Raw genomic sequence first — 17,953 nt, 5'->3', positions numbered from 1 at the left:
TTCTGACCTTCACCCGTCTACAGCTCGATCGTGCCTTCGAACACGGTCACGGCCGGGCCCGTCATCAGGACGGGATGGCCGGGGCCTTGCCAGGCGATCGACAGTTCGCCGCCGCGCGCGCTGATGCGCACGGGGGAATCGAGCAAGCCGCGACGGATGCCGGCCACGGCAGCGGCGCAGGCGCCCGTGCCGCACGCGAGGGTTTCGCCCGCGCCCCGCTCGAACACGCGCAGTTTCACGTGCTGGCGGTCGACGATCTGCATGTAGCCGGCGTTGACCCGGCGGGGAAAGCGTGGGTGGTGCTCGATGCGCGGGCCCGTCACTTCCAGGTCTTGCGCATCGACATCGTCGACCACTTGCACGGCATGCGGATTGCCCATCGAGACGACGGATACCAGCACGGAAGCTGCGTGGCCCGGCAAGGCCAGGTCCAGCGGCCATAAGGTGTCGTTGCCTTGCGCTACACCGGCGAGGCCGGCCGCATCGAACGGTACCTGCTGTGGCTCGAGCACGGGCGCGCCCATGTCGACCGTGATGCTGCCGTCGAGTTCCAGGCGCGGCGCGATGACGCCGGCCATGGTTTCCACGCGGATGCTGGCCTTGCTGGACAAGCCTTTTTCGCTGACGAACTTGACGAAGGCGCGCGCGCCGTTGCCGCACTGTTCCACTTCGCCGCCATCGTTGTTATAGATGCGGTAGCGGAAATCGCAGCCGGGCAGGCGCGGCTTTTCCACCACGAGGATCTGGTCGGCGCCGATGCCGAAACGGCGGTCGGCCAGGCGTTGCCATTGGGCCGGCGTAAAGTCGATGTCCTGATTGATGGCGTCGATGACGATGAAGTCATTGCCCGCGCCGTGCATCTTGGTAAAGTGGAGTTTCATGTTCTGCCGTATCACTTGTGCTGGTTATAGAACGAGGCTTCGCCTTCCGGACGCGTCTTGAAGCGTTTATGCGTCCAGAAATACTCGGCCGGCGCTTCGCGCACGCGCTCTTCGATGAATTCGTTCATGCGGCGCGTGGCGGCCGTGATGTCGTCGCCCGGATAATCGTCCCAGGCCGGGTAATAGGTCACTTGCCAGCCCTGGTAATTGGGTAAAAAAGTGGCGATGACGGGAATCACCTGCGCCTTGGCGGCCAGCGCCAGGCGCGCCGTGGCCGTCAGGGTGGCGGCTGGCACGCCGAAGAAGGGCACAAATTCTGCATCCTTTTCGCCGAAGTCCATGTCCGGCAGCATGAAATACGGCAAGCCGTCGCGCAGCGCGCGCAAAATCGTCTTGATGCCGTCCTGGCGCGTAAACAGCTTGGGCGGCTTGAAGCGCGAACGGCCGTTGCGCAAGGCCTGGTCGAAGGCGGCATTCTTTTGCTGCACGTACATCGACGACGCGGAAATTTCCATGGCCGTGGCGGCGCCGGCCACGTCGAGGCAGACGAAGTGCGGGCACAGCAAGATGGTGGGCTTGGCTGCGATCTGCTGGCCCGGGAAGGCGGGCACCTTTTTGATCAGGCGGTTCAATCGCGCTTCTGATGACCACCACAGAATGCTGCGTTCCCACACGCTGCGCGAATAGGCCTGGAAATGCTGGCGCGCCAGCGCCACGCGCTGGGCTTCCGTCAGTTCCGGCATGCACAGGCGCAGATTCGTCAGGGCGATCCTGCGCCGCGTGGGCATGGCGATGAACAGCACGCTGCCGACGGCCATGCCGAAGCGGCCGAGGATGGGCAAGGGCAGCCAGTGCAGCAGCCACATGAAGGCGATCAGCAGTCTCATGCCTGCTCCCCTGCGGCATCGGTCGTGGCGGGCGTGGGCGGCGCCGCGCCGCGCGGCACTTTATAGCGGTTGTAGCTCCACAGGTATTGCGCCGGGCTGCGCGCGATCAATTGCTCCATGGCAGCATTGATGGTGCGCGCCTGTTCGGCCGAGCTGCTGTCGAGCGACTCGGTGAAGGGCACGAAATGCACGACATAGCCGCGCCCGCCCGGCAGGCGTTCCGCGTAGGTGATGATGACTTCGGCGCCGCCCATCTGCGCCAGCTTGGCGGGCAGGGTCATGGTGTAGGCGGGGCGGCCGAAGAAATCGGCCCATACGCCTTCGCCTTCCTGCGGCACCTGGTCGGGCAGCAGGCCGATCGGTTGTCCCTTTTTCAGGCATTTGGCGAAGATGCGCACGCCCGACATGTTCGCCGGCGCCAGCATCAGGTTTTCGCGCGCGCGCGCCCCTTCGATCAGCGGTTTCAGGGCGGCGCGCTTGGGCGGGCGGTACATTACGGTGAGCGGCGTGCGCAGGGCGATTTGCTGGGCGACGATTTCAAAGCAGCCCAGGTGTGGTGTCAGGAAGACAATGCCGCGGCCATGCTGCAGCGCTTTTTCCACCAGTTCCCAGTTTTCCACCGTCGCATGGCGCGCCACGCGCTCGGCGGGGGCGCACCAGATGAAGGGCAGTTCCAGCACGCTCTTGCCCGCTTCGGCCACGGCCGTGTGCAAGTGTTGCGAAAACCCCGCACCTTGCATGTTCTCGCGCATGCGGCGGCGGTAGGACGGGGAAATGGCGTAAATCACCCATCCCAGCACAGCGCCAAGGCCATGCAGGACGGGCAGGGGAAAGACGGACAAGAAGCGGAAAATTGGGACTAACATGTATAAGCTATTTCCAGGAATGGCGTGTTGCCGTGCCAAAATTTTTTAAGAAGCGTAAAATACCACGTATGCAGTAACCGCTGAGTTAATAGACAACTTGCGATGCGGAATATAAATCTCGCTAAAGCGTCGCAGGCAAAATCCTCTTTACTGCGACAGAACATTCACATAGTAATCAGGAGCTTGCAATGTCAAACGACTATCTCTTCACTTCCGAATCCGTTTCGGAAGGCCATCCCGACAAGGTTGCCGATCAAATTTCCGACGCCATCCTTGACGCCATCCTGGCCCAGGATCCAGCCGCCCGCGTGGCCGCCGAAACCCTGTGCAACACGGGTCTGGTGGTACTGGCTGGCGAGATTACCACGCACGCCAATGTTGATTATATTCAAGTTGCGCGCGAAACCATCAAACGCATCGGCTACGACAACACGGAATACGGTATCGACTACAAGGGTTGCGCCGTGCTGGTGGCCTACGACAAGCAGTCGCCGGACATCGCGCAAGGCGTCGATGAAGGTGCTGGCATTGACCTGGATCAAGGCGCCGGCGATCAGGGCCTGATGTTCGGCTACGCCTGCGATGAAACGGCCGAGCTGATGCCCGCCGCCATCCACTACGCGCACCGCCTGGTCGAGCGCCAGTCACAACTGCGCAAGGATGGCCGTCTGCCATGGCTGCGTCCGGATGCGAAATCGCAAGTAACCCTGCGCTACGTCGATGGCCGCCCCGTCGGCGTGCACACGGTGGTGCTGTCGACCCAGCATGCGCCGGAAATCTCGCACAAGCAGATCGAAGAAGCCGTCATCGAAGAAATCATCAAGCCCATCCTGCCGCGCGAATGGCTGACGGAGACCAAATTCCTCGTCAACCCGACGGGCCGTTTCGTCATCGGCGGTCCGCAAGGCGATTGCGGCTTGACCGGGCGCAAGATCATCGTCGACACCTACGGTGGCGCGGCCCCGCACGGCGGCGGCGCGTTCTCGGGCAAGGACCCATCGAAAGTCGACCGTTCGGCAGCGTATGCGGCCCGCTATGTGGCGAAAAACATCGTCGCGGCCGGCCTGGCGCGTCAATGCCAGGTGCAGGTCAGCTACGCCATCGGCGTGGCCAAGCCGATCAACATCACCGTCTACACGGAAGGCACGGGCGTAATTCCCGACGCGGAAATCGCCAAGCTGGTGCTGGCGCACTTTGATCTGCGTCCAAAAGGCATCGTGCAAATGCTCGACCTGCTGCGCCCGATCTACCAGAAGAGCGCCGCCTACGGCCACTTCGGCCGCGAAGAGCCGGAATTCACGTGGGAGCGCACGGACAAGGTCGCCCTGCTGCGCGACGCTGCCGGCCTGAAGTAATCTAGTCAGATGTGCAAGAAAAGCGCCCCGGCCGCCAGGCTGCGGGCGCTTTTTTTATGTGTTGTTACGTGGCAATGTATGGCGAACAAGCTGGCGCGCCGGCATTGACGATGTTAAAATCCACCGTCCGAGGAGCGTTGCGACGAAGAAATTCGCCAGGCTCGGAATATCCTGCAACCGCGCTCACGTACCTTTTTCAACAACTGAAAGGAGGGCGTGATGAACGCCGTACTCAAATCGCAATACGACTACACCATCGCCGATATCACCTTGGCCGCATGGGGCGACAAAGAAATCAAGATTGCTGAAACGGAAATGCCTGGCCTGATGGCCATCCGCGAAGAATTCGCGGCAGCGCAGCCTCTGAAAGGCGCGCGCATCACCGGTTCCATCCACATGACCATCCAGACCGCCGTGCTGATCCAGACCCTGGAAGCACTGGGCGCGCAAGTGCGTTGGGCATCGTGCAACATTTACTCCACGCAAGATCACGCTGCCGCCGCCATCGCTGCCGCCGGCACGCCGGTGTTCGCCGTCAAGGGCGAGTCGCTGGACGACTACTGGGAATACACGCACCGCATCTTCGAATGGCCGGATGCGGACGGCAAGGCTGTCTACTCGAACATGATCCTCGACGATGGCGGCGATGCGACCCTGCTGCTGCACCTGGGCGTGCGCGCGGAAACCGACCTGTCGGTGCTGGCCAACCCTGGTTCGGACGAAGAAATCTGCCTGTTCAACTCGATCAAGAAGCACTTGCTGGCCGACCCGACCTGGTACTCGAAGCGCCTGCCGGAAATCTTGGGCGTGACGGAAGAAACGACGACCGGCGTGCACCGCCTGTACCAGATGCACAAGGAAGGCAAGCTGGCTTTCCCTGCGATCAACGTCAACGATTCCGTCACGAAATCGAAATTCGACAACCTGTATGGCTGCCGCGAGTCCTTGGTCGATGGCATCAAGCGCGCCACCGACGTGATGATCGCCGGTAAAGTGGCCGTCATCGCCGGTTACGGTGACGTGGGCAAGGGTTCGGCGCAAGCCATGCGCGCCTTGTCGGCGCAAGTGTGGGTGACGGAAGTCGACCCGATCTGCGCACTGCAGGCGGCGATGGAAGGCTACCGCGTGGTGACGATGGATTACGCGTGCGAACACGGCGACATCTTCGTCACCTGCACCGGCAACTATCACATCCTGACGCACGATCACCTGACGCGCATGAAAGACCAGGCCATAGTCTGCAACATTGGTCACTTTGACAATGAAATCGATGTCGCTTCGTTGAAACAATACGAGTGGGAAAACATTAAGCCGCAAGTCGACCACATCATCTTCCCGTCGGGCCGCCGCATCATCCTGCTGGCCGAAGGCCGTTTGGTCAACCTCGGTTGCGGCACGGGCCACCCGTCGTACGTGATGAGCTCGTCGTTTGCCAACCAGACGATCGCCCAGATCGAGCTGTACGCGAACACGGCCAACTACCCGGTCGGCGTGTACACCCTGCCAAAACACCTGGATGAAAAAGTCGCCCGTTTGCAACTCAAAAAGTTGAATGCGCAGCTGACGGAACTGACGCAAGAGCAAGCCGACTACATTGGCGTGCGCACGGAAGGTCCATACAAGCCCGAGCACTACCGCTATTAATCGGTTGCTTGCCTCGGGAACCTGCTCGCTACGGTTCCTGAGGCAACAAGACTGATCGGTGTACTTTGAAAAGGCCGGCTATGCCGGCTTGCTCCTCTTTTTTGACAGGCTAGAGAAATGCGCTTGCTACTGATTTGGTTTATCAATGCGGCAGCCCTGTTTGCCGTCCCCTACCTGATGCACTCGGTGACGATGAGCAGCGGCTGGACCGCGCTGCTGGCCGCCGCCGTGCTGGGGCTGGTCAATGCGCTGATCCGCCCTTTGCTGATCCTGCTGACCCTGCCCGTGACGTTCCTGTCGCTGGGCCTGTTCATTTTGATCATCAATGGCTTCCTATTCTGGCTGGTGGCGCAGGTGATCGATGGTTTCCATGTCGCCAGTTTCTGGTCTGCCGTGGGCGGCGCCATTCTGTACAGCATCATTTCCTGGGCCCTGTCGACCTTACTTTTGAGTAATGACGATGGAAAAGCATAATTTCAGTATTGAGTTTTTCCCGCCTAAAACCCCGGAAGGGGCGGAAAAGCTGCGCGCCACACGCGTCAAGTTGTCTGAATTGCATCCGAAGTATTTCTCGGTGACGTTCGGCGCGGGCGGCACGACGCAGCAGGGCACCCTGGACACCGTGCGCGAAATCCTGGCGGCCGGCGAACAGGCCGCACCCCATCTGTCTTGCGTGGGCGGTTCGCGCGAATCGATCCGCGCCGTGCTGGCCGACTTCAAGGCGGCCGGCGTGAAGCGTATCGTGGCCTTGCGCGGCGACTTGCCCAGCGGCTACGGCGCCTCGGGCGAGTTCCGTTACGCCAACGAGCTGGTGGAATTCATCCGCGCCGAGACGGGCGACCATTTTCATATCGAAGTGGCCGCCTATCCGGAGGTGCATCCGCAAGCCCGTTCGCCGCAAGACGACCTGAACGCGTTCGCGCGCAAGGTGCAGGCCGGCGCCAATGCCGCCATCACCCAGTACTTCTACAATGCCGACGCGTATTTCCAGTTTGTCGAGCAGACGCAGAAGATGGGCATCAACGTGCCCATCGTGGCCGGCATCATGCCGATCACGAACTACACGCAGCTGATGCGCTTTTCGGACATGTGCGGCGCGGAAATTCCACGCTGGGTGCGTCTGAAACTGGCCAGCTTCGGCGACGACAGCGCGTCCATCAAGGCTTTTGGCCTGGACGTGGTGACGGGGCTGTGCGAACGCCTGTTGGAAGGCGGCGCGCCAGGCTTGCATTTCTATAGCATGAACCAGGCGGCGCCCACGACGGCCTTGTGGCAGCGCCTGGTGAAATAAACCGTCCTGACTTGTCAGAACAGATCGCCCTCGGTCACGATGTGATCGAGGGCGATGTCGTATTCGCCGTTGGGAAAACTTGCCGCCAGGCAGGCATACGCGATGCCGAGCGTACGCGGACGGGGTGTTTGGGCCAGCGTGCGGTCGTAATAGCCGCCGCCATAGCCGAGGCGAAAGCGTTCCTGGTTAAAACCCAGGCAGGGCACCAGCAGGGCGGCCGGCGCCGGGCGCAGGCGCAATTGCGCGGGCACGGCCACGCCCATGCCATCCTTGACCATGGGCTCGCCCGGCGTCCAGTCGGAAAATGCCAGCGGCGCATGTTTTTCCAGCACCACGGGCAAGCTTAATTGCACGCCGCGCGCGGCCAGCTGCGCATATGCCTCGTGCAAGTCCGGCTCGCCGTGCAGGGGCCAGTACACGCCCAGTTCCTTGACGTTTTCCCCGGCGCACCAGTCGAGCAGGCGCTGCGCGATGGCCGTATCCCACCTTACTCGCGTGGTCTCGGGCAGGGCGCGCCTGGCCGCCAGCAAGGCTTTGCGCAAGCCGGCTTTTTCCTGTGGCGCAATGGGTGGCCGTGTAGCCGGATCACATGTTATTCTAGGGTCGCTATTCATATCACCATCAAGTTAAGATTGAGAGTCGTACATTGATTTCCCCACTGAAATGGATTGCCGGCACGATGCTGTGTGTTGCATCGGCCTTGTCTCCCCTGGCCGCCCTGGCCCAGGTATCGACCACCGTCTCCCCAGCCGCCCCCGACACGCGCAGCGAGGACGATGCCTTCCTGCTGCTGCGCGACGCCGCGCGCAAGGATGACGCCGAAAAAGCCGACTTTTATGCGGGGCGCCTGACGAATTACCAGATTCCATCGTATGTTGACTATTATCGGCTGAAACCGCGCATCAAACTGCTGACCGAGGCGCAATTTCGCGATTACCTGAACCGCTACAAGGGCAGCGCCATCGCCGACCGTTTCCGCAACGACTGGCTGCTGGAACTGGGCCGCAAGCGCGACTGGGTCGTGTTCGATGAACAATATCCGCAATTCGCCCTCGACGACGATACCCAGCTCAAGTGCTATGCGCTGATGTCGCGCGCCGCCAAGGGCCAGAACGTGGCGTCCGAGGCGCGCAAGCTGCTCGTCTCGCCACCGGGCTATGGCGAAGCGTGCGGCAGCCTGATCGCGGCATTGGCGCAAAACGGCCAGTTCGACACGAACGACCTGTGGGCGCAGATCCGCCTGGCGGGCCAGACCAACGCCACGGGTCCGGCTCGCCGTATCGCGCTGCTGCTGGGCGCCTCCGACGCGAAGATGGCGCAAGCGATCGATTTGCCCGCGCTGGTGCTGGCCAAGGGCCCGGGCGCCAGTCGCGCCGACCACGAGATGTACCTCGTGGCCGTCGGCCGCATGGCGAAAAGCACATTAAAACTGGGCGTGGTGGCGCTGCAAAAGGCGAGTGCGCAGCTGACGGCGCAGGAACAGGCCATCGGCTGGGCCAGCCTGGCCTTGCAGGCGTCGTATTCGCTGGCGCCGGAAGCATTTGAATATTGGCAAAAAACCAATGGCGCACCGTTGACCCAGGAGCAGATGCAATGGAAGGCGCGTATCGCCTTGCGTGAAGGCAACTGGCCCCAGGTGAAGGCGGCGATTCAGGCCATGCCGGCCTCGCTGCGCACGGACCCGACTTGGGTCTACTGGCTGGCGCGCGCGCAGCAGGCGGAAACGCCGGGCCGCCCGAATGCGCAGGCCGATGCCTTGTACCGCACGATCAGCGATCAATCGAATTTCTACGGCTTGCTGGCCAATGAAGAGCTGGGCAACCACCTGGTCTTGCCGCCGCCGGGCCAGCCCGTCACGCCGGCGGAAATCGCCGCCATGGCCGCCAATCCGGGCTTGCAGCGTGCCTTGAAGTTTTTCAATATGCGCTTGCGCTTCGAGGGCACGCGCGAGTGGAATTGGGAGTTGCGTTCGATGACGGACCGGCAACATCTGGCCGCCGCGGAATTTGCGCGCCAGAACAATGTGCTCGACCGCATGGTCAACACCTCGGACCGCACGCGCCTGGAAGTGGACTATACGCAACGCTATCCGACGCCGCACGACGACGTCATGCATCCGGCCACGCAAACCCTGGGCCTGGATAAGGCCTGGGTGTACGGCTTGATCCGCCAGGAATCGCGCTTCATCATGGATGCGCAGTCGCACGTGGGCGCGTCCGGTTTGATGCAGGTCATGCCGTCGACGGCCCGTTATGTCGCCAAGAAGATCGGCCTGACCGATTTCGTCACGGAAACCTTGAGCGATGTGCGCACCAACGTCTTGCTGGGCACGAACTACCTGAACATGGTGCTCGGTGGCCTGGACGGTTCGCAAGTGCTGGCCAGCGCCGCCTACAACGCGGGGCCGGGGCGCTTGCGCATCTGGCGCGCCACCATGACGCGTCCGCTGGAAGGCGCCATCTTTGCCGAGATCATTCCCTACACGGAAACGCGCGGCTACGTGAAAAACGTGATGGCCAACGCCACGTATTACGCGGCCCTGTTCGAAAAAAGCCCGCAGTCGCTGAAAGCGCGCCTGGGCACCGTGGGGCCGAAGAATAGCGCTGTTTCTGCCGATTTGCCATCATCCAACTAAAGCTAGCCGACCATGCAAACGACCATCCTTGATCCCAGCCTGACGCAAACCCTGGCCGCCGCGCGCGAGCCGGGCCTGACTCTCATCATCGGCAACAAGAATTACTCGTCATGGTCGATGCGCCCGTGGGTGGCCATGACGGCCTTCGGCATTCCGTTCCATGAAGTGCGCGTGCTGCTCGACCAGAGCGATACGGCCACCAAAATTGCCGAATATTCGGCCTGCGGCCGGGTGCCCGTGCTGCTGGCGGGCGAGATCACGATCTGGGACAGCCTGGCCATCTGCGAATACCTGGCCGAGCAGTTTCCTGACAAACACATGTGGCCGCAAGACGTGGCCGCGCGCGCCATGGCGCGTTGTGTCTGTGCGGAAATGCATTCGGGCTTTACCGGCTTGCGCACGGACATGTCGATGAATATCAAGGCGAAGTTGCCGGGACGGGGCCGCACGGCCGCCGCGCAGGCCGACATCGGCCGCATCAGCGAAATCTGGGAAGAGTGCTTGTCGCGCTTTGGCCATCACCAGTTCCTGTTTGGCGAGTTTTCCATCGCCGATGCGTATTTCGCCCCCGTCGTCATGCGTTTCCGCACGTATGGCGTGTCGCTGGCGCCGGCCCTGAACGCCTACTGCGAGCGCGTGCAGGCGCACCCTGCCGTGGCCCGCTGGATCGCGGAAGCGCTGGCGGAAACGGAAACAGCGCCCAAGCACGACGCGGAACTCCCCGATTAAAGAAAAGTGACCATGAAGATTTACACGGTCGGTGGCGCGGTGCGCGACCAACTGCTGGGCTTGCCCGTGAAAGACCACGACCACGTCGTCGTGGGCGCCACGCCGGAAGACATGCTGCGCCAGGGCTTCCGGCCCGTCGGCAAGGATTTTCCCGTGTTTTTGCACCCGAAGACGCAGGAAGAATACGCCTTGGCCCGCACGGAACGCAAGACGGCCCCCGGCTACCGCGGTTTCGTCTTCCACACGGCGCCCGACGTCACGCTGGAAGACGATCTGGTGCGGCGCGATCTGACCATCAACGCCATCGCGCAAGCCGAGGACGGGACGTTGACCGACCCGTTCGGCGGCGTCGCGGATATCGGGAACAAGATCTTCCGCCACGTCTCCGACGCGTTCGGCGAAGACCCCGTGCGCATCCTGCGTCTGGCCCGCTTTGCGGCCCGTTTTCATACTTTCACTGTCGCACCGGCCACCATGGCGCTGATGCGCCAGATGGTGGCCAACGGCGAAGTCGACGCCCTGGTGGCCGAGCGCGTGTGGCAGGAAGTGGCCAAGGGACTGATGGAAAGCCATCCTGCGCGCATGCTGACGGTGCTGCACGAGTGCGGCGCACTGGCGCGCATCATGGGGGAAATTACCATCAGCGAGCGCTTGCTGCAGGTCGTCGACCACGCGGCCGCGCAAGGTCATGACTTGCCCGTGCGCTTTGCCGCCTTGATGCTGCATTTGAGCAAGGATGCCATCGAGCAGCTGAGCGAGCGCCTGCGCGTGCCCAACGAGTGCCGCGAACTGGCCGTCATGGCAGCGCGCGAGCTGGACAATATCAACGGCGCGCTGGACTTGGGCGCCGAGGCCATCGTCAGTCTGTGCGAACGCTGCGACGGCTTGCGCAAGCCGCAGCGCTTCGTGCAACTGTTGCAGGCCGTGGCCTGCGACGGACTGGTCACCGGCGGCTTTCCTCAGGCGGCGCGGCTGCAGGGCGGGCTGGACGCGGCGCGCGGCGTGAATGCGGGTGCGCTGGCGCAGGGCTGTACGGAGCCGAAACGCATTCCCGAAGTCATCCATGTGGCGCGGGTGGCGGCCGTGGCGGCTTTCCTGGCCCAGGCTTGAATGGTGGGAATAGGCTACAATGGCGCCATGATGTTGCACTGCACAATAACGGCCTGACGTGCCGCAGCACCGCCCCCAGGAGTCGACGTGACCTTACCCAAGCTGTTTCAAAACCCGTTTCGCCGCTGGCTCAGCCGTAGCGGCGGCGGGCGCCCGACCGTGCTCGTCAAGCAGTTGCATGAGCGCGACCGGCGCCGCATGATGAAGCATTTTCTGTCGCTCGAGAAAAGCGACCGTTTGCTGCGCTTCGGCAGCGCCTTGCCCGATGAACTCGTCGCGCAGTACGTGCAAAAGATGGATTTCTCGCGCGACATGATCTACGGCGTCTACAACAGCCTGTTCAAGCTGGTGGGCGTGGGCCATCTGGCGTTTGCGCCGAAGGACCAGTCGCCGGCGAAAAGCGTGGTGACGGACAAGGAGCAGGTGGCGGAATTCGGCGTGTCCGTGTCGAAATCGATGCGCGGCATGGGCGTCGGTTCGAAACTGTTCGAGCGGGCGGCGATTCACTGCCGCAACAACGATGTCGATACCCTGTACATGCATTGTTTGTCGTCCAACAAAACGATGATGCATATCGCCAAGAAGGCGGGCATGGAAATCCAGCGCGACTACGGCGAAGCTGATGCTTATTTGAAACTGTTGCCGCCGAACCCGACGAGCATGCTGCAGGAAGCCGTGCAGGAGCAGTTCGCCATGTTCGATTACACCTTCAAGGCGAATGCGCGCGCCGCCAGCAAACTGTTCGAACGCTTGCCGGGGCGCAAGAAGCAGCCCGGGCCGCCATCACAATAAGGGCAGGGCCGTCGTATCCTTGATGCGCTGCAAGGCAAAGCTCGATTTGACATCCAGCACGGCCGGGTGGCGCAGCAGCGTGGCCATCATGAAGCGCGAAAAGTGCTCCATGTCTTCCACGTGCACGCGCAACAGATAATCCATTTCGCCCGTCATCGCATAGCAGGCCACCACTTCCGGCCATTGCGCCACGGCCACGGCGAAGTCCGCGCGCGGCGAGGTATTCGTCACCAGATTCGGCGCCAGCACGCGCGCCGTGCTGTGGGCCGTGGCGTCGCTGTGCTTTTCCAGCCGCACGTTCACGTAAGCGAGCAAGCCCAGGCCGATCTTTTCCGGGTCCAGCAGGGCCACGTACTGGCGGATCACGCCCGCTTCTTCCAGCCGTTTGACGCGGCGCAAGCATGGCGACGGCGACAGGCTGACCTGCTCGGCCACGTCCTGATTCGACAGGCGGCCATCGGCCTGCAGGACGGAGAGGATCTTGCGATCCGTTTTATCCAGCGTAATTTTGCTCATGCTTCCTCCGGTGGTTCGTGTTTCACGCAATATTATTGCGCAAATCATGATTGTTCGGGAGATCTTTGGCATTTAATGCCCGTGACCCACGCCTATACTGTGCGCTACTTCTTGGAGGAGACATCATGCAATTTCAGCCTTGGGATAACCCGATGGGTACCGATGGTTTCGAGTTCGTCGAGTATGCAGCACCAGACCCAAAAGCATTGGGCAAGCTGTTCGAGAACATGGGATTCACGGCCATCGCGCGCCACCGCCACAAGGATGTCACCCTGTACCGTCAGGGCGACATCAATTTCATCATCAATGCCGAACAAGATTCGTTCGCGCAGCGTTTTGCCCGCCATCACGGCCCGTCCGTGTGCGCCATCGCCATCCGCGTCGACGACGCGGCCTTCGTCTACCGCCGCGCGCTGGAGCTGGGCGCCTGGGGTTTCGATAACAAAACGGGTCCGATGGAGCTGAATATCCCCGCCATCAAGGGCGTGGGCGATTCGCTGCTGTACTTCGTCGACCGCTGGCGCGGCAAGGGCGCCGACAAGCCGGACGCGGCCGCACCGGGCGGCATCGGCGACATCAGCATCTATGACGTCGATTTCGTCGCCATTCCCGGCGCCGTCGCCAACCCCGTCGGCCATGGCCTGACCTACATCGACCACCTGACGCACAATGTGCACCGCGGCCGCATGAAGGAATGGGCAAGCTTCTATGAAAACCTGTTCAACTTCCGCGAAGTGCGCTATTTCGACATCGAAGGCAAGCTGACGGGCCTCAAATCGAAGGCCATGACTTCGCCGTGCGGCAAGATCCGCATCCCGATCAACGAATCGTCGGACGACAAGTCGCAGATCGCCGAATACCTGGACCAGTACCATGGCGAAGGCATCCAGCACATCGCGCTGGGCACGGACAATATCTACGCCTCCGTGCAAGGCATGCGCGATACGGGTATCGATTTCCAGGATACGATTGAAACGTACTATGAGCTGGTCAACCGCCGCCTGCCGAACCACGGCGAGCAGCTGGAAGAACTGCGCCGCCTGCGCATCCTGATCGATGGCCACAGCACGGAAAACGAACGCGAACTGCTGCTGCAAATCTTCACGCAGACGGTGATCGGCCCGATCTTCTTCGAGATCATCCAGCGCAAGGGCGACCAGGGCTTCGGCGAAGGCAATTTCCGCGCGCTGTTCGAATCGATCGAGCTGGACCAGATCAAGCGCGGCGTGCTGAAAGATACGAACGCGGCCTAAGCCGGGGGCTGCTGTTTGTCGGCTTACGCCGTTCCGGATAAGCCGACCTACAGGGTTGGTCCTGGCAGTATGTCGGATGAGCGGGGCCGCCGAGGCGCAGCGTAATCCGACATTGCCAGCAAGCGGCCAATATCTGTAGGTCGGATGAGCGCAGCGTCATCCGACATTGCCGACATTGCCAGAAAAAGAAGCAGCAAAAAGGTAAGAACGCGGGAGTGCAGCGCAGCAAAGAACTGCGCGCCTTCCTGTGGTAGTCTACGACAAACAAGTCATTTTTCCGCACCGGCATTGCTCATAAAGCGCGGCCGGTACGTGTGAGTTCAACCGACCTGCACGCGTAGCACAGAGAATAATGGAGACAAGTAATGAATGCACCAATCAAGGGCTCGAGTCTTGAGCCGGGCGCGCACGCGTCCGAAATTTCCCTGAACGACAAATACACCCTGGAGCGTGGCCGCGCCTTCATGACGGGCACGCAAGCGTTGATCCGCCTGCCCATGCTGCAGCGCGAGCGCGACCTCAAGGCTGGCCTGAATACGGCCGGCTACATCACCGGCTACCGCGGTTCGCCTGTGACGTCCGTCGACATGACGGCGATCAAGGCCAAGAAATACCTCGATGAACACCACGTCAAATTCCACCCGGGCCTGAACGAAGACCTGGCCGCCACTGCTGTCTGGGGCACGCAGCAGACGAATCTGTTCGAAGACGCGAAGTACGACGGCGTGTTCGGCATGTGGTACGGCAAGGGTCCCGGCGTCGACCGCTGCGGCGACGTCTTCAAGCACGCGAATAACGCCGGTTCCGCCAAGCACGGCGGCGTGCTGGTGCTGGCCGGCGACGACCACGCGGCCAAATCCTCGTCCACGGCGCACCAGTCCGACCATATCCTGAACGCCTGCGGCATCCCCGTGCTGTACCCGTCGTCGGTGCAGGAATACATCGATTACGGCTTGCACGCCTGGGCCATGAGCCGCTACACGGGCTTGTGGGTGTCGATGAAATGCGTGACCGACATCATCGAGTCGGGCGCCGCCGTCGATTTCGACCCGGACCGCGTGCAGATCACTTTGCCGACCGACTTCGAGATGCCGGCCGGTGGCTTGAACATCCGCTGGCCCGACACGGTGCTGGAACAAGAAGTTCGCATGAACAGCTACAAATGGTATGCGGCGCTGGCGTATGCGCGTGCCAACAAGCTCAACAAAATCATCTGGGACAGCCCGAAGGCGCGCATCGGCATCATCACGGCCGGCAAATCGTATCTGGACACGCGCCAGGCGCTGGCCGACCTGGGCATCGACGAGCAGACGGCGTCCGACATCGGCATCCGCCTGTACAAGATCGGCATGACCTGGCCGCTGGAAGCGGACGGCGTGCATGAATTCGCCAAGGGCCTCGACGAAATCCTCGTGGTGGAAGAAAAGCGGCAAATCCTCGAATACGCGCTGAAGGAAGAGCTGTATAACCTGAAGGATGGCGAGCGTCCGCGCGTGGTCGGCAAGTTCGACGACACGGGCGAGTGGAGCAACCAGAAGGGCACGGGTCACGGCGACTGGCTGCTGCCGGCCACGTATGAATTGAACCCGGCGATGATCGCCCGTGCGATCGCCAGCCGCATTTCGCGCTACTACGCGGGCCACCCCGTCGAGCAGCGCGTGAAAGAACGCATCGCCTACCTGGAAGCGAAGGAAAACGTCCTCAAGGCCATCAGCGTAAAACCCGATCCGCAAAAGGACCGCACGCCGTTCTTCTGCTCCGGCTGCCCGCACAATACCTCGACCAAGGTGCCGGAAGGCTCGCGCGCGCTGGCCGGCATCGGCTGCCATTACATGGTGCTGTGGATGGACCGCGAAACGTCGACCTTTACCCACATGGGCGCTGAAGGCGTCACCTGGGTGGGGCAGGCGCCGTTCACGAATGAAAAGCACGTGTTTACCAACCTCGGCGACGGCACGTATTTCCACTCGGGCATCCTGGCCATCCGCGCGGCCGTCTCGGCCAAGGTCAACATCACCTACAAGATTCTGTTCAACGATGCGGTGGCGATGACGGGAGGCCAGGAATTCGACGGGCCCCTGTCTCCGGCCATCATTTCGCGCCAGATCGCCGCCGAAGGCGTGGGCCCCATCATCGTCGTCACGGACGAACCGGAAAAATACCCGGACGATTACGCCTGGGCCGAAGGCGTCACCGTGCGCCACCGTTCGGAACTGATGGACGTGCAGCGCGAACTGCGCGACATGCCGGGCGTGTCGGCCATGATCTACGACCAGACCTGCGCCTCGGAAAAACGCCGCCGCCGGAAACGCAATGAATACCCGGACCCGGCCAAGCGCGCCGTCATCAACGAAGCCGTCTGCGAAGGCTGCGGCGACTGCTCCGTGCAATCGAACTGCCTGTCGGTGGAACCGCTGGAAACGGAACTGGGGCGCAAGCGCCAGATCAACCAGTCGTCCTGCAACAAGGATTTCTCGTGCACGACGGGTTTCTGCCCCAGTTTCGTCACGGTGGAAGGCGGCGGCCTGAAAAAGCCGAAGAAGGCGGCTGCCGCCGACAAGGATGCGCCAGCCGTGCCGGCCTTGCCGACGCCAAGCATTCCTTCGACGGCCGAGCCGTTCGGCATTCTGGTCACCGGCATCGGCGGCACGGGTGTCGTCACCGTCGGCCAGATCCTGGCCATGGCGGCCCACGTGGAAGGCAAGGGCTGTTCCGTGCTGGACATGAGCGGCCTGGCGCAAAAGGGCGGCCCCGTGATGTCGCACGTGCGCCTGGCGGACCGCCAGGAGGATATCCACTCGACGCGCGTCGGCACCGGTGCGGCTGACCTGGTGATCGGCTGCGATTTGATCGTCACGGCCAGCCGCGACGCCCTGTCGCGCATGGGAGAGGGGCGCAGCTGGGCCATGATCAACTCGACCAGCTCGTCGACGGCCGCCTTCGTGAAGAACCCGGACTGGCAATTCCCCGGCGCTTCGGCGCGCATGGAAATCGAAAAGGCCTGCGGCAGCGACCACGTCGACTTCATCGACGCGGGCCAGATCGCCACGGCGCTGATGGGCGACTCGATTGCGACGAATATGTTCATGCTCGGTTACGCCTGGCAAAAGGGCAAGGTACCCTTGAGCGAAGCGGCCATCATGAAGGCCATCGACTTGAACAACGTCTCGGTAGCATTCAACAAGGCGGCCTTCAACTGGGGCCGCGCGGGCGCCCACGATGCGGCCAGCCTGGTGCGCATGACCACGCCAGCGAAGGTGGTGGAATTCAAGCGCATCGACACGCTCGACGACATCATTGAAAAGCGCGTGGCCCTGCTGACGGCTTACCAGGACCGCGCGTATGCGCAGCAGTACCTGGACTTCGTCGGCCAGGTGCGCGCCGCCGAAAGCGCACTGAACGGCCCGCACTTGCGCCTGACGGAAGCCGTGGCCCGTTACTTCTACAAGCTGATGGCCTACAAGGACGAGTACGAAGTGGCGCGTCTGTACACGGACGGCGCCTTCCAGGCGAAGATCGCGTCCATGTTCGAAGGCGACATCAAGCTCAAGTTCCACCTGGCGCCGCCGATCATGGCGAAAACGGATGCCCAGGGTCATCTGATCAAGAAGGAATATGGCCCGTGGATGCTGAAGGCCTTCGGCGTGCTGGCCAAGTTCAAGGGCTTGCGCGGCACGGCCTTCGACGTGTTCGGCCATACGGCCGAGCGCAAGATGGAGCGTGCGCTGATCGCGGAATACCGCGCGACGGTGGGCGGCTTGCTGCCGAAGCTGACGACGGCCAAGCTGGCGCAAGCCGTGGCGATCGCCAGCATTCCGGAAGACATCCGCGGCTATGGCCACGTGAAGGAGCGTCATTTGAAGGCGGCGAAAGAGAAGGAAGCCAGTCTCTTGATCGCCTTCAATGCGCCGACGCCGCTGCCGCCCGTCGTGGCAGCACCCGTGGCGGCCACCGTGGCGTGATGGAGTGAGTTCCTCGCTGTAGCAATGGCGCC

Annotated in this window: 15 protein-coding genes and 1 riboswitch; of the genes, 10 read left to right on the top strand and 5 right to left on the bottom strand. The window is 62.2% G+C overall.

The genetic code is table 11. The annotated features are described in order from the left end of the window. Nucleotides 1-17: 17 nt before the first annotated feature. The 3 genes from dapF to CSQ95_RS00215 are packed head-to-tail and all read right to left on the bottom strand — an operon-like array spanning nt 18 to nt 2,634. Entirely contained in the window at nt 18-881 is an 864-nt protein-coding gene (gene dapF / locus CSQ95_RS00225; RefSeq protein WP_099408032.1) for a diaminopimelate epimerase, read from the bottom strand. An 11-nt stretch (nt 882-892) separates the two neighbouring features. Next, nucleotides 893-1,768, bottom strand: coding sequence for a lipid A biosynthesis acyltransferase (locus tag CSQ95_RS00220; RefSeq protein WP_099408031.1), 876 nt, complete (start codon nt 1,766-1,768; stop codon nt 893-895). Continuing rightward, complete coding sequence (locus CSQ95_RS00215) at nt 1,765-2,634, bottom strand: lysophospholipid acyltransferase family protein (RefSeq protein ID WP_099408030.1); 870 nt, start codon at nt 2,632-2,634, stop codon at nt 1,765-1,767. Before CSQ95_RS00215 ends, CSQ95_RS00220 begins: the two co-directional genes overlap by 4 nt. 188 nt (nt 2,635-2,822) lie before the next feature. Here CSQ95_RS00215 and metK point away from each other — a divergent pair, with 188 nt between their 5' ends. The 4 genes from metK (at nt 2,823) to metF (ending at nt 6,924) form a co-directional block, all read left to right on the top strand. After that, nucleotides 2,823-3,989, top strand: coding sequence for a methionine adenosyltransferase (metK, locus tag CSQ95_RS00210; RefSeq protein ID WP_099408029.1), 1,167 nt, complete (start codon nt 2,823-2,825; stop codon nt 3,987-3,989). A 123-nt stretch (nt 3,990-4,112) separates the two neighbouring features. Continuing rightward, nucleotides 4,113-4,181, top strand: a riboswitch (S-adenosyl-L-homocysteine riboswitch). Between the two features lie 27 nt (nt 4,182-4,208). After that, nucleotides 4,209-5,633, top strand: coding sequence for an adenosylhomocysteinase (ahcY, locus tag CSQ95_RS00205; protein ID WP_099408028.1), 1,425 nt, complete (start codon nt 4,209-4,211; stop codon nt 5,631-5,633). Between the two features lie 117 nt (nt 5,634-5,750). Then, entirely contained in the window at nt 5,751-6,107 is a 357-nt protein-coding gene (locus CSQ95_RS00200) for a phage holin family protein (RefSeq protein WP_034783534.1), read from the top strand. Beyond that, a complete protein-coding gene (gene metF, locus CSQ95_RS00195; protein WP_034753084.1) occupies nt 6,094-6,924 on the top strand; it encodes a methylenetetrahydrofolate reductase [NAD(P)H] in 831 nt (276 codons plus the stop codon). Before CSQ95_RS00200 ends, metF begins: the two co-directional genes overlap by 14 nt. A gap of 14 nt (nt 6,925-6,938) precedes the next feature. On the opposite strand, the gene CSQ95_RS00190 is transcribed toward metF, so the two are convergent. Beyond that, nucleotides 6,939-7,466 carry a 5-formyltetrahydrofolate cyclo-ligase gene (locus CSQ95_RS00190; protein ID WP_099408027.1) on the bottom strand — a complete coding sequence of 176 codons (528 nt, stop codon included), beginning with the start codon at nt 7,464-7,466 and terminating at the stop codon, nt 6,939-6,941. Nucleotides 7,467-7,603: 137 nt separating this feature from the next. Between CSQ95_RS00190 and CSQ95_RS00185 the strand changes: the two genes are divergently transcribed. The 4 genes from CSQ95_RS00185 (at nt 7,604) to CSQ95_RS00170 (ending at nt 12,190) form a co-directional block, all read left to right on the top strand. Next, entirely contained in the window at nt 7,604-9,559 is a 1,956-nt protein-coding gene (locus tag CSQ95_RS00185) for a lytic transglycosylase domain-containing protein (protein WP_257217900.1), read from the top strand. A 12-nt stretch (nt 9,560-9,571) separates the two neighbouring features. Beyond that, on the top strand, nt 9,572-10,288 hold the full coding sequence (locus CSQ95_RS00180; RefSeq protein ID WP_086140308.1) for a glutathione S-transferase family protein: 717 nt from the start codon (nt 9,572-9,574) through the stop codon (nt 10,286-10,288). Nucleotides 10,289-10,300: 12 nt separating this feature from the next. Then, the gene (locus tag CSQ95_RS00175; RefSeq protein WP_099408025.1) at nt 10,301-11,398 is read left to right on the top strand and encodes a multifunctional CCA addition/repair protein; all 1,098 of its coding nucleotides are present in this window, start codon (nt 10,301-10,303) and stop codon (nt 11,396-11,398) included. A gap of 87 nt (nt 11,399-11,485) precedes the next feature. After that, the gene (locus CSQ95_RS00170; RefSeq protein ID WP_070220830.1) at nt 11,486-12,190 is read left to right on the top strand and encodes a GNAT family N-acetyltransferase; all 705 of its coding nucleotides are present in this window, start codon (nt 11,486-11,488) and stop codon (nt 12,188-12,190) included. Here CSQ95_RS00170 and CSQ95_RS00165 read toward each other — a convergent pair. Next, nucleotides 12,182-12,706, bottom strand: coding sequence for an Lrp/AsnC family transcriptional regulator (locus CSQ95_RS00165; protein WP_034783525.1), 525 nt, complete (start codon nt 12,704-12,706; stop codon nt 12,182-12,184). The two genes, CSQ95_RS00170 and CSQ95_RS00165, sit on opposite strands and share 9 nt — an antisense overlap. Before the next feature lie 125 nt (nt 12,707-12,831). Between CSQ95_RS00165 and hppD the strand changes: the two genes are divergently transcribed. Then, nucleotides 12,832-13,959 (top strand): 4-hydroxyphenylpyruvate dioxygenase, encoded by a 1,128-nt coding sequence (gene hppD, locus CSQ95_RS00160; RefSeq protein ID WP_070313026.1) that lies wholly within the window; start codon nt 12,832-12,834, stop codon nt 13,957-13,959. 365 nt (nt 13,960-14,324) lie between these two features. Next, on the top strand, nt 14,325-17,921 hold the full coding sequence (locus CSQ95_RS00155; protein WP_099408024.1) for an indolepyruvate ferredoxin oxidoreductase family protein: 3,597 nt from the start codon (nt 14,325-14,327) through the stop codon (nt 17,919-17,921). Nucleotides 17,922-17,953: the final 32 nt, after the last annotated feature.

It is taken from the genome of Janthinobacterium sp. BJB304 (genome assembly GCF_002735765.1).
In the GTDB taxonomy this organism is placed as follows: domain Bacteria; phylum Pseudomonadota; class Gammaproteobacteria; order Burkholderiales; family Burkholderiaceae_D; genus Janthinobacterium.
This window is presented reverse-complemented; position numbering and strand designations above follow the sequence as displayed.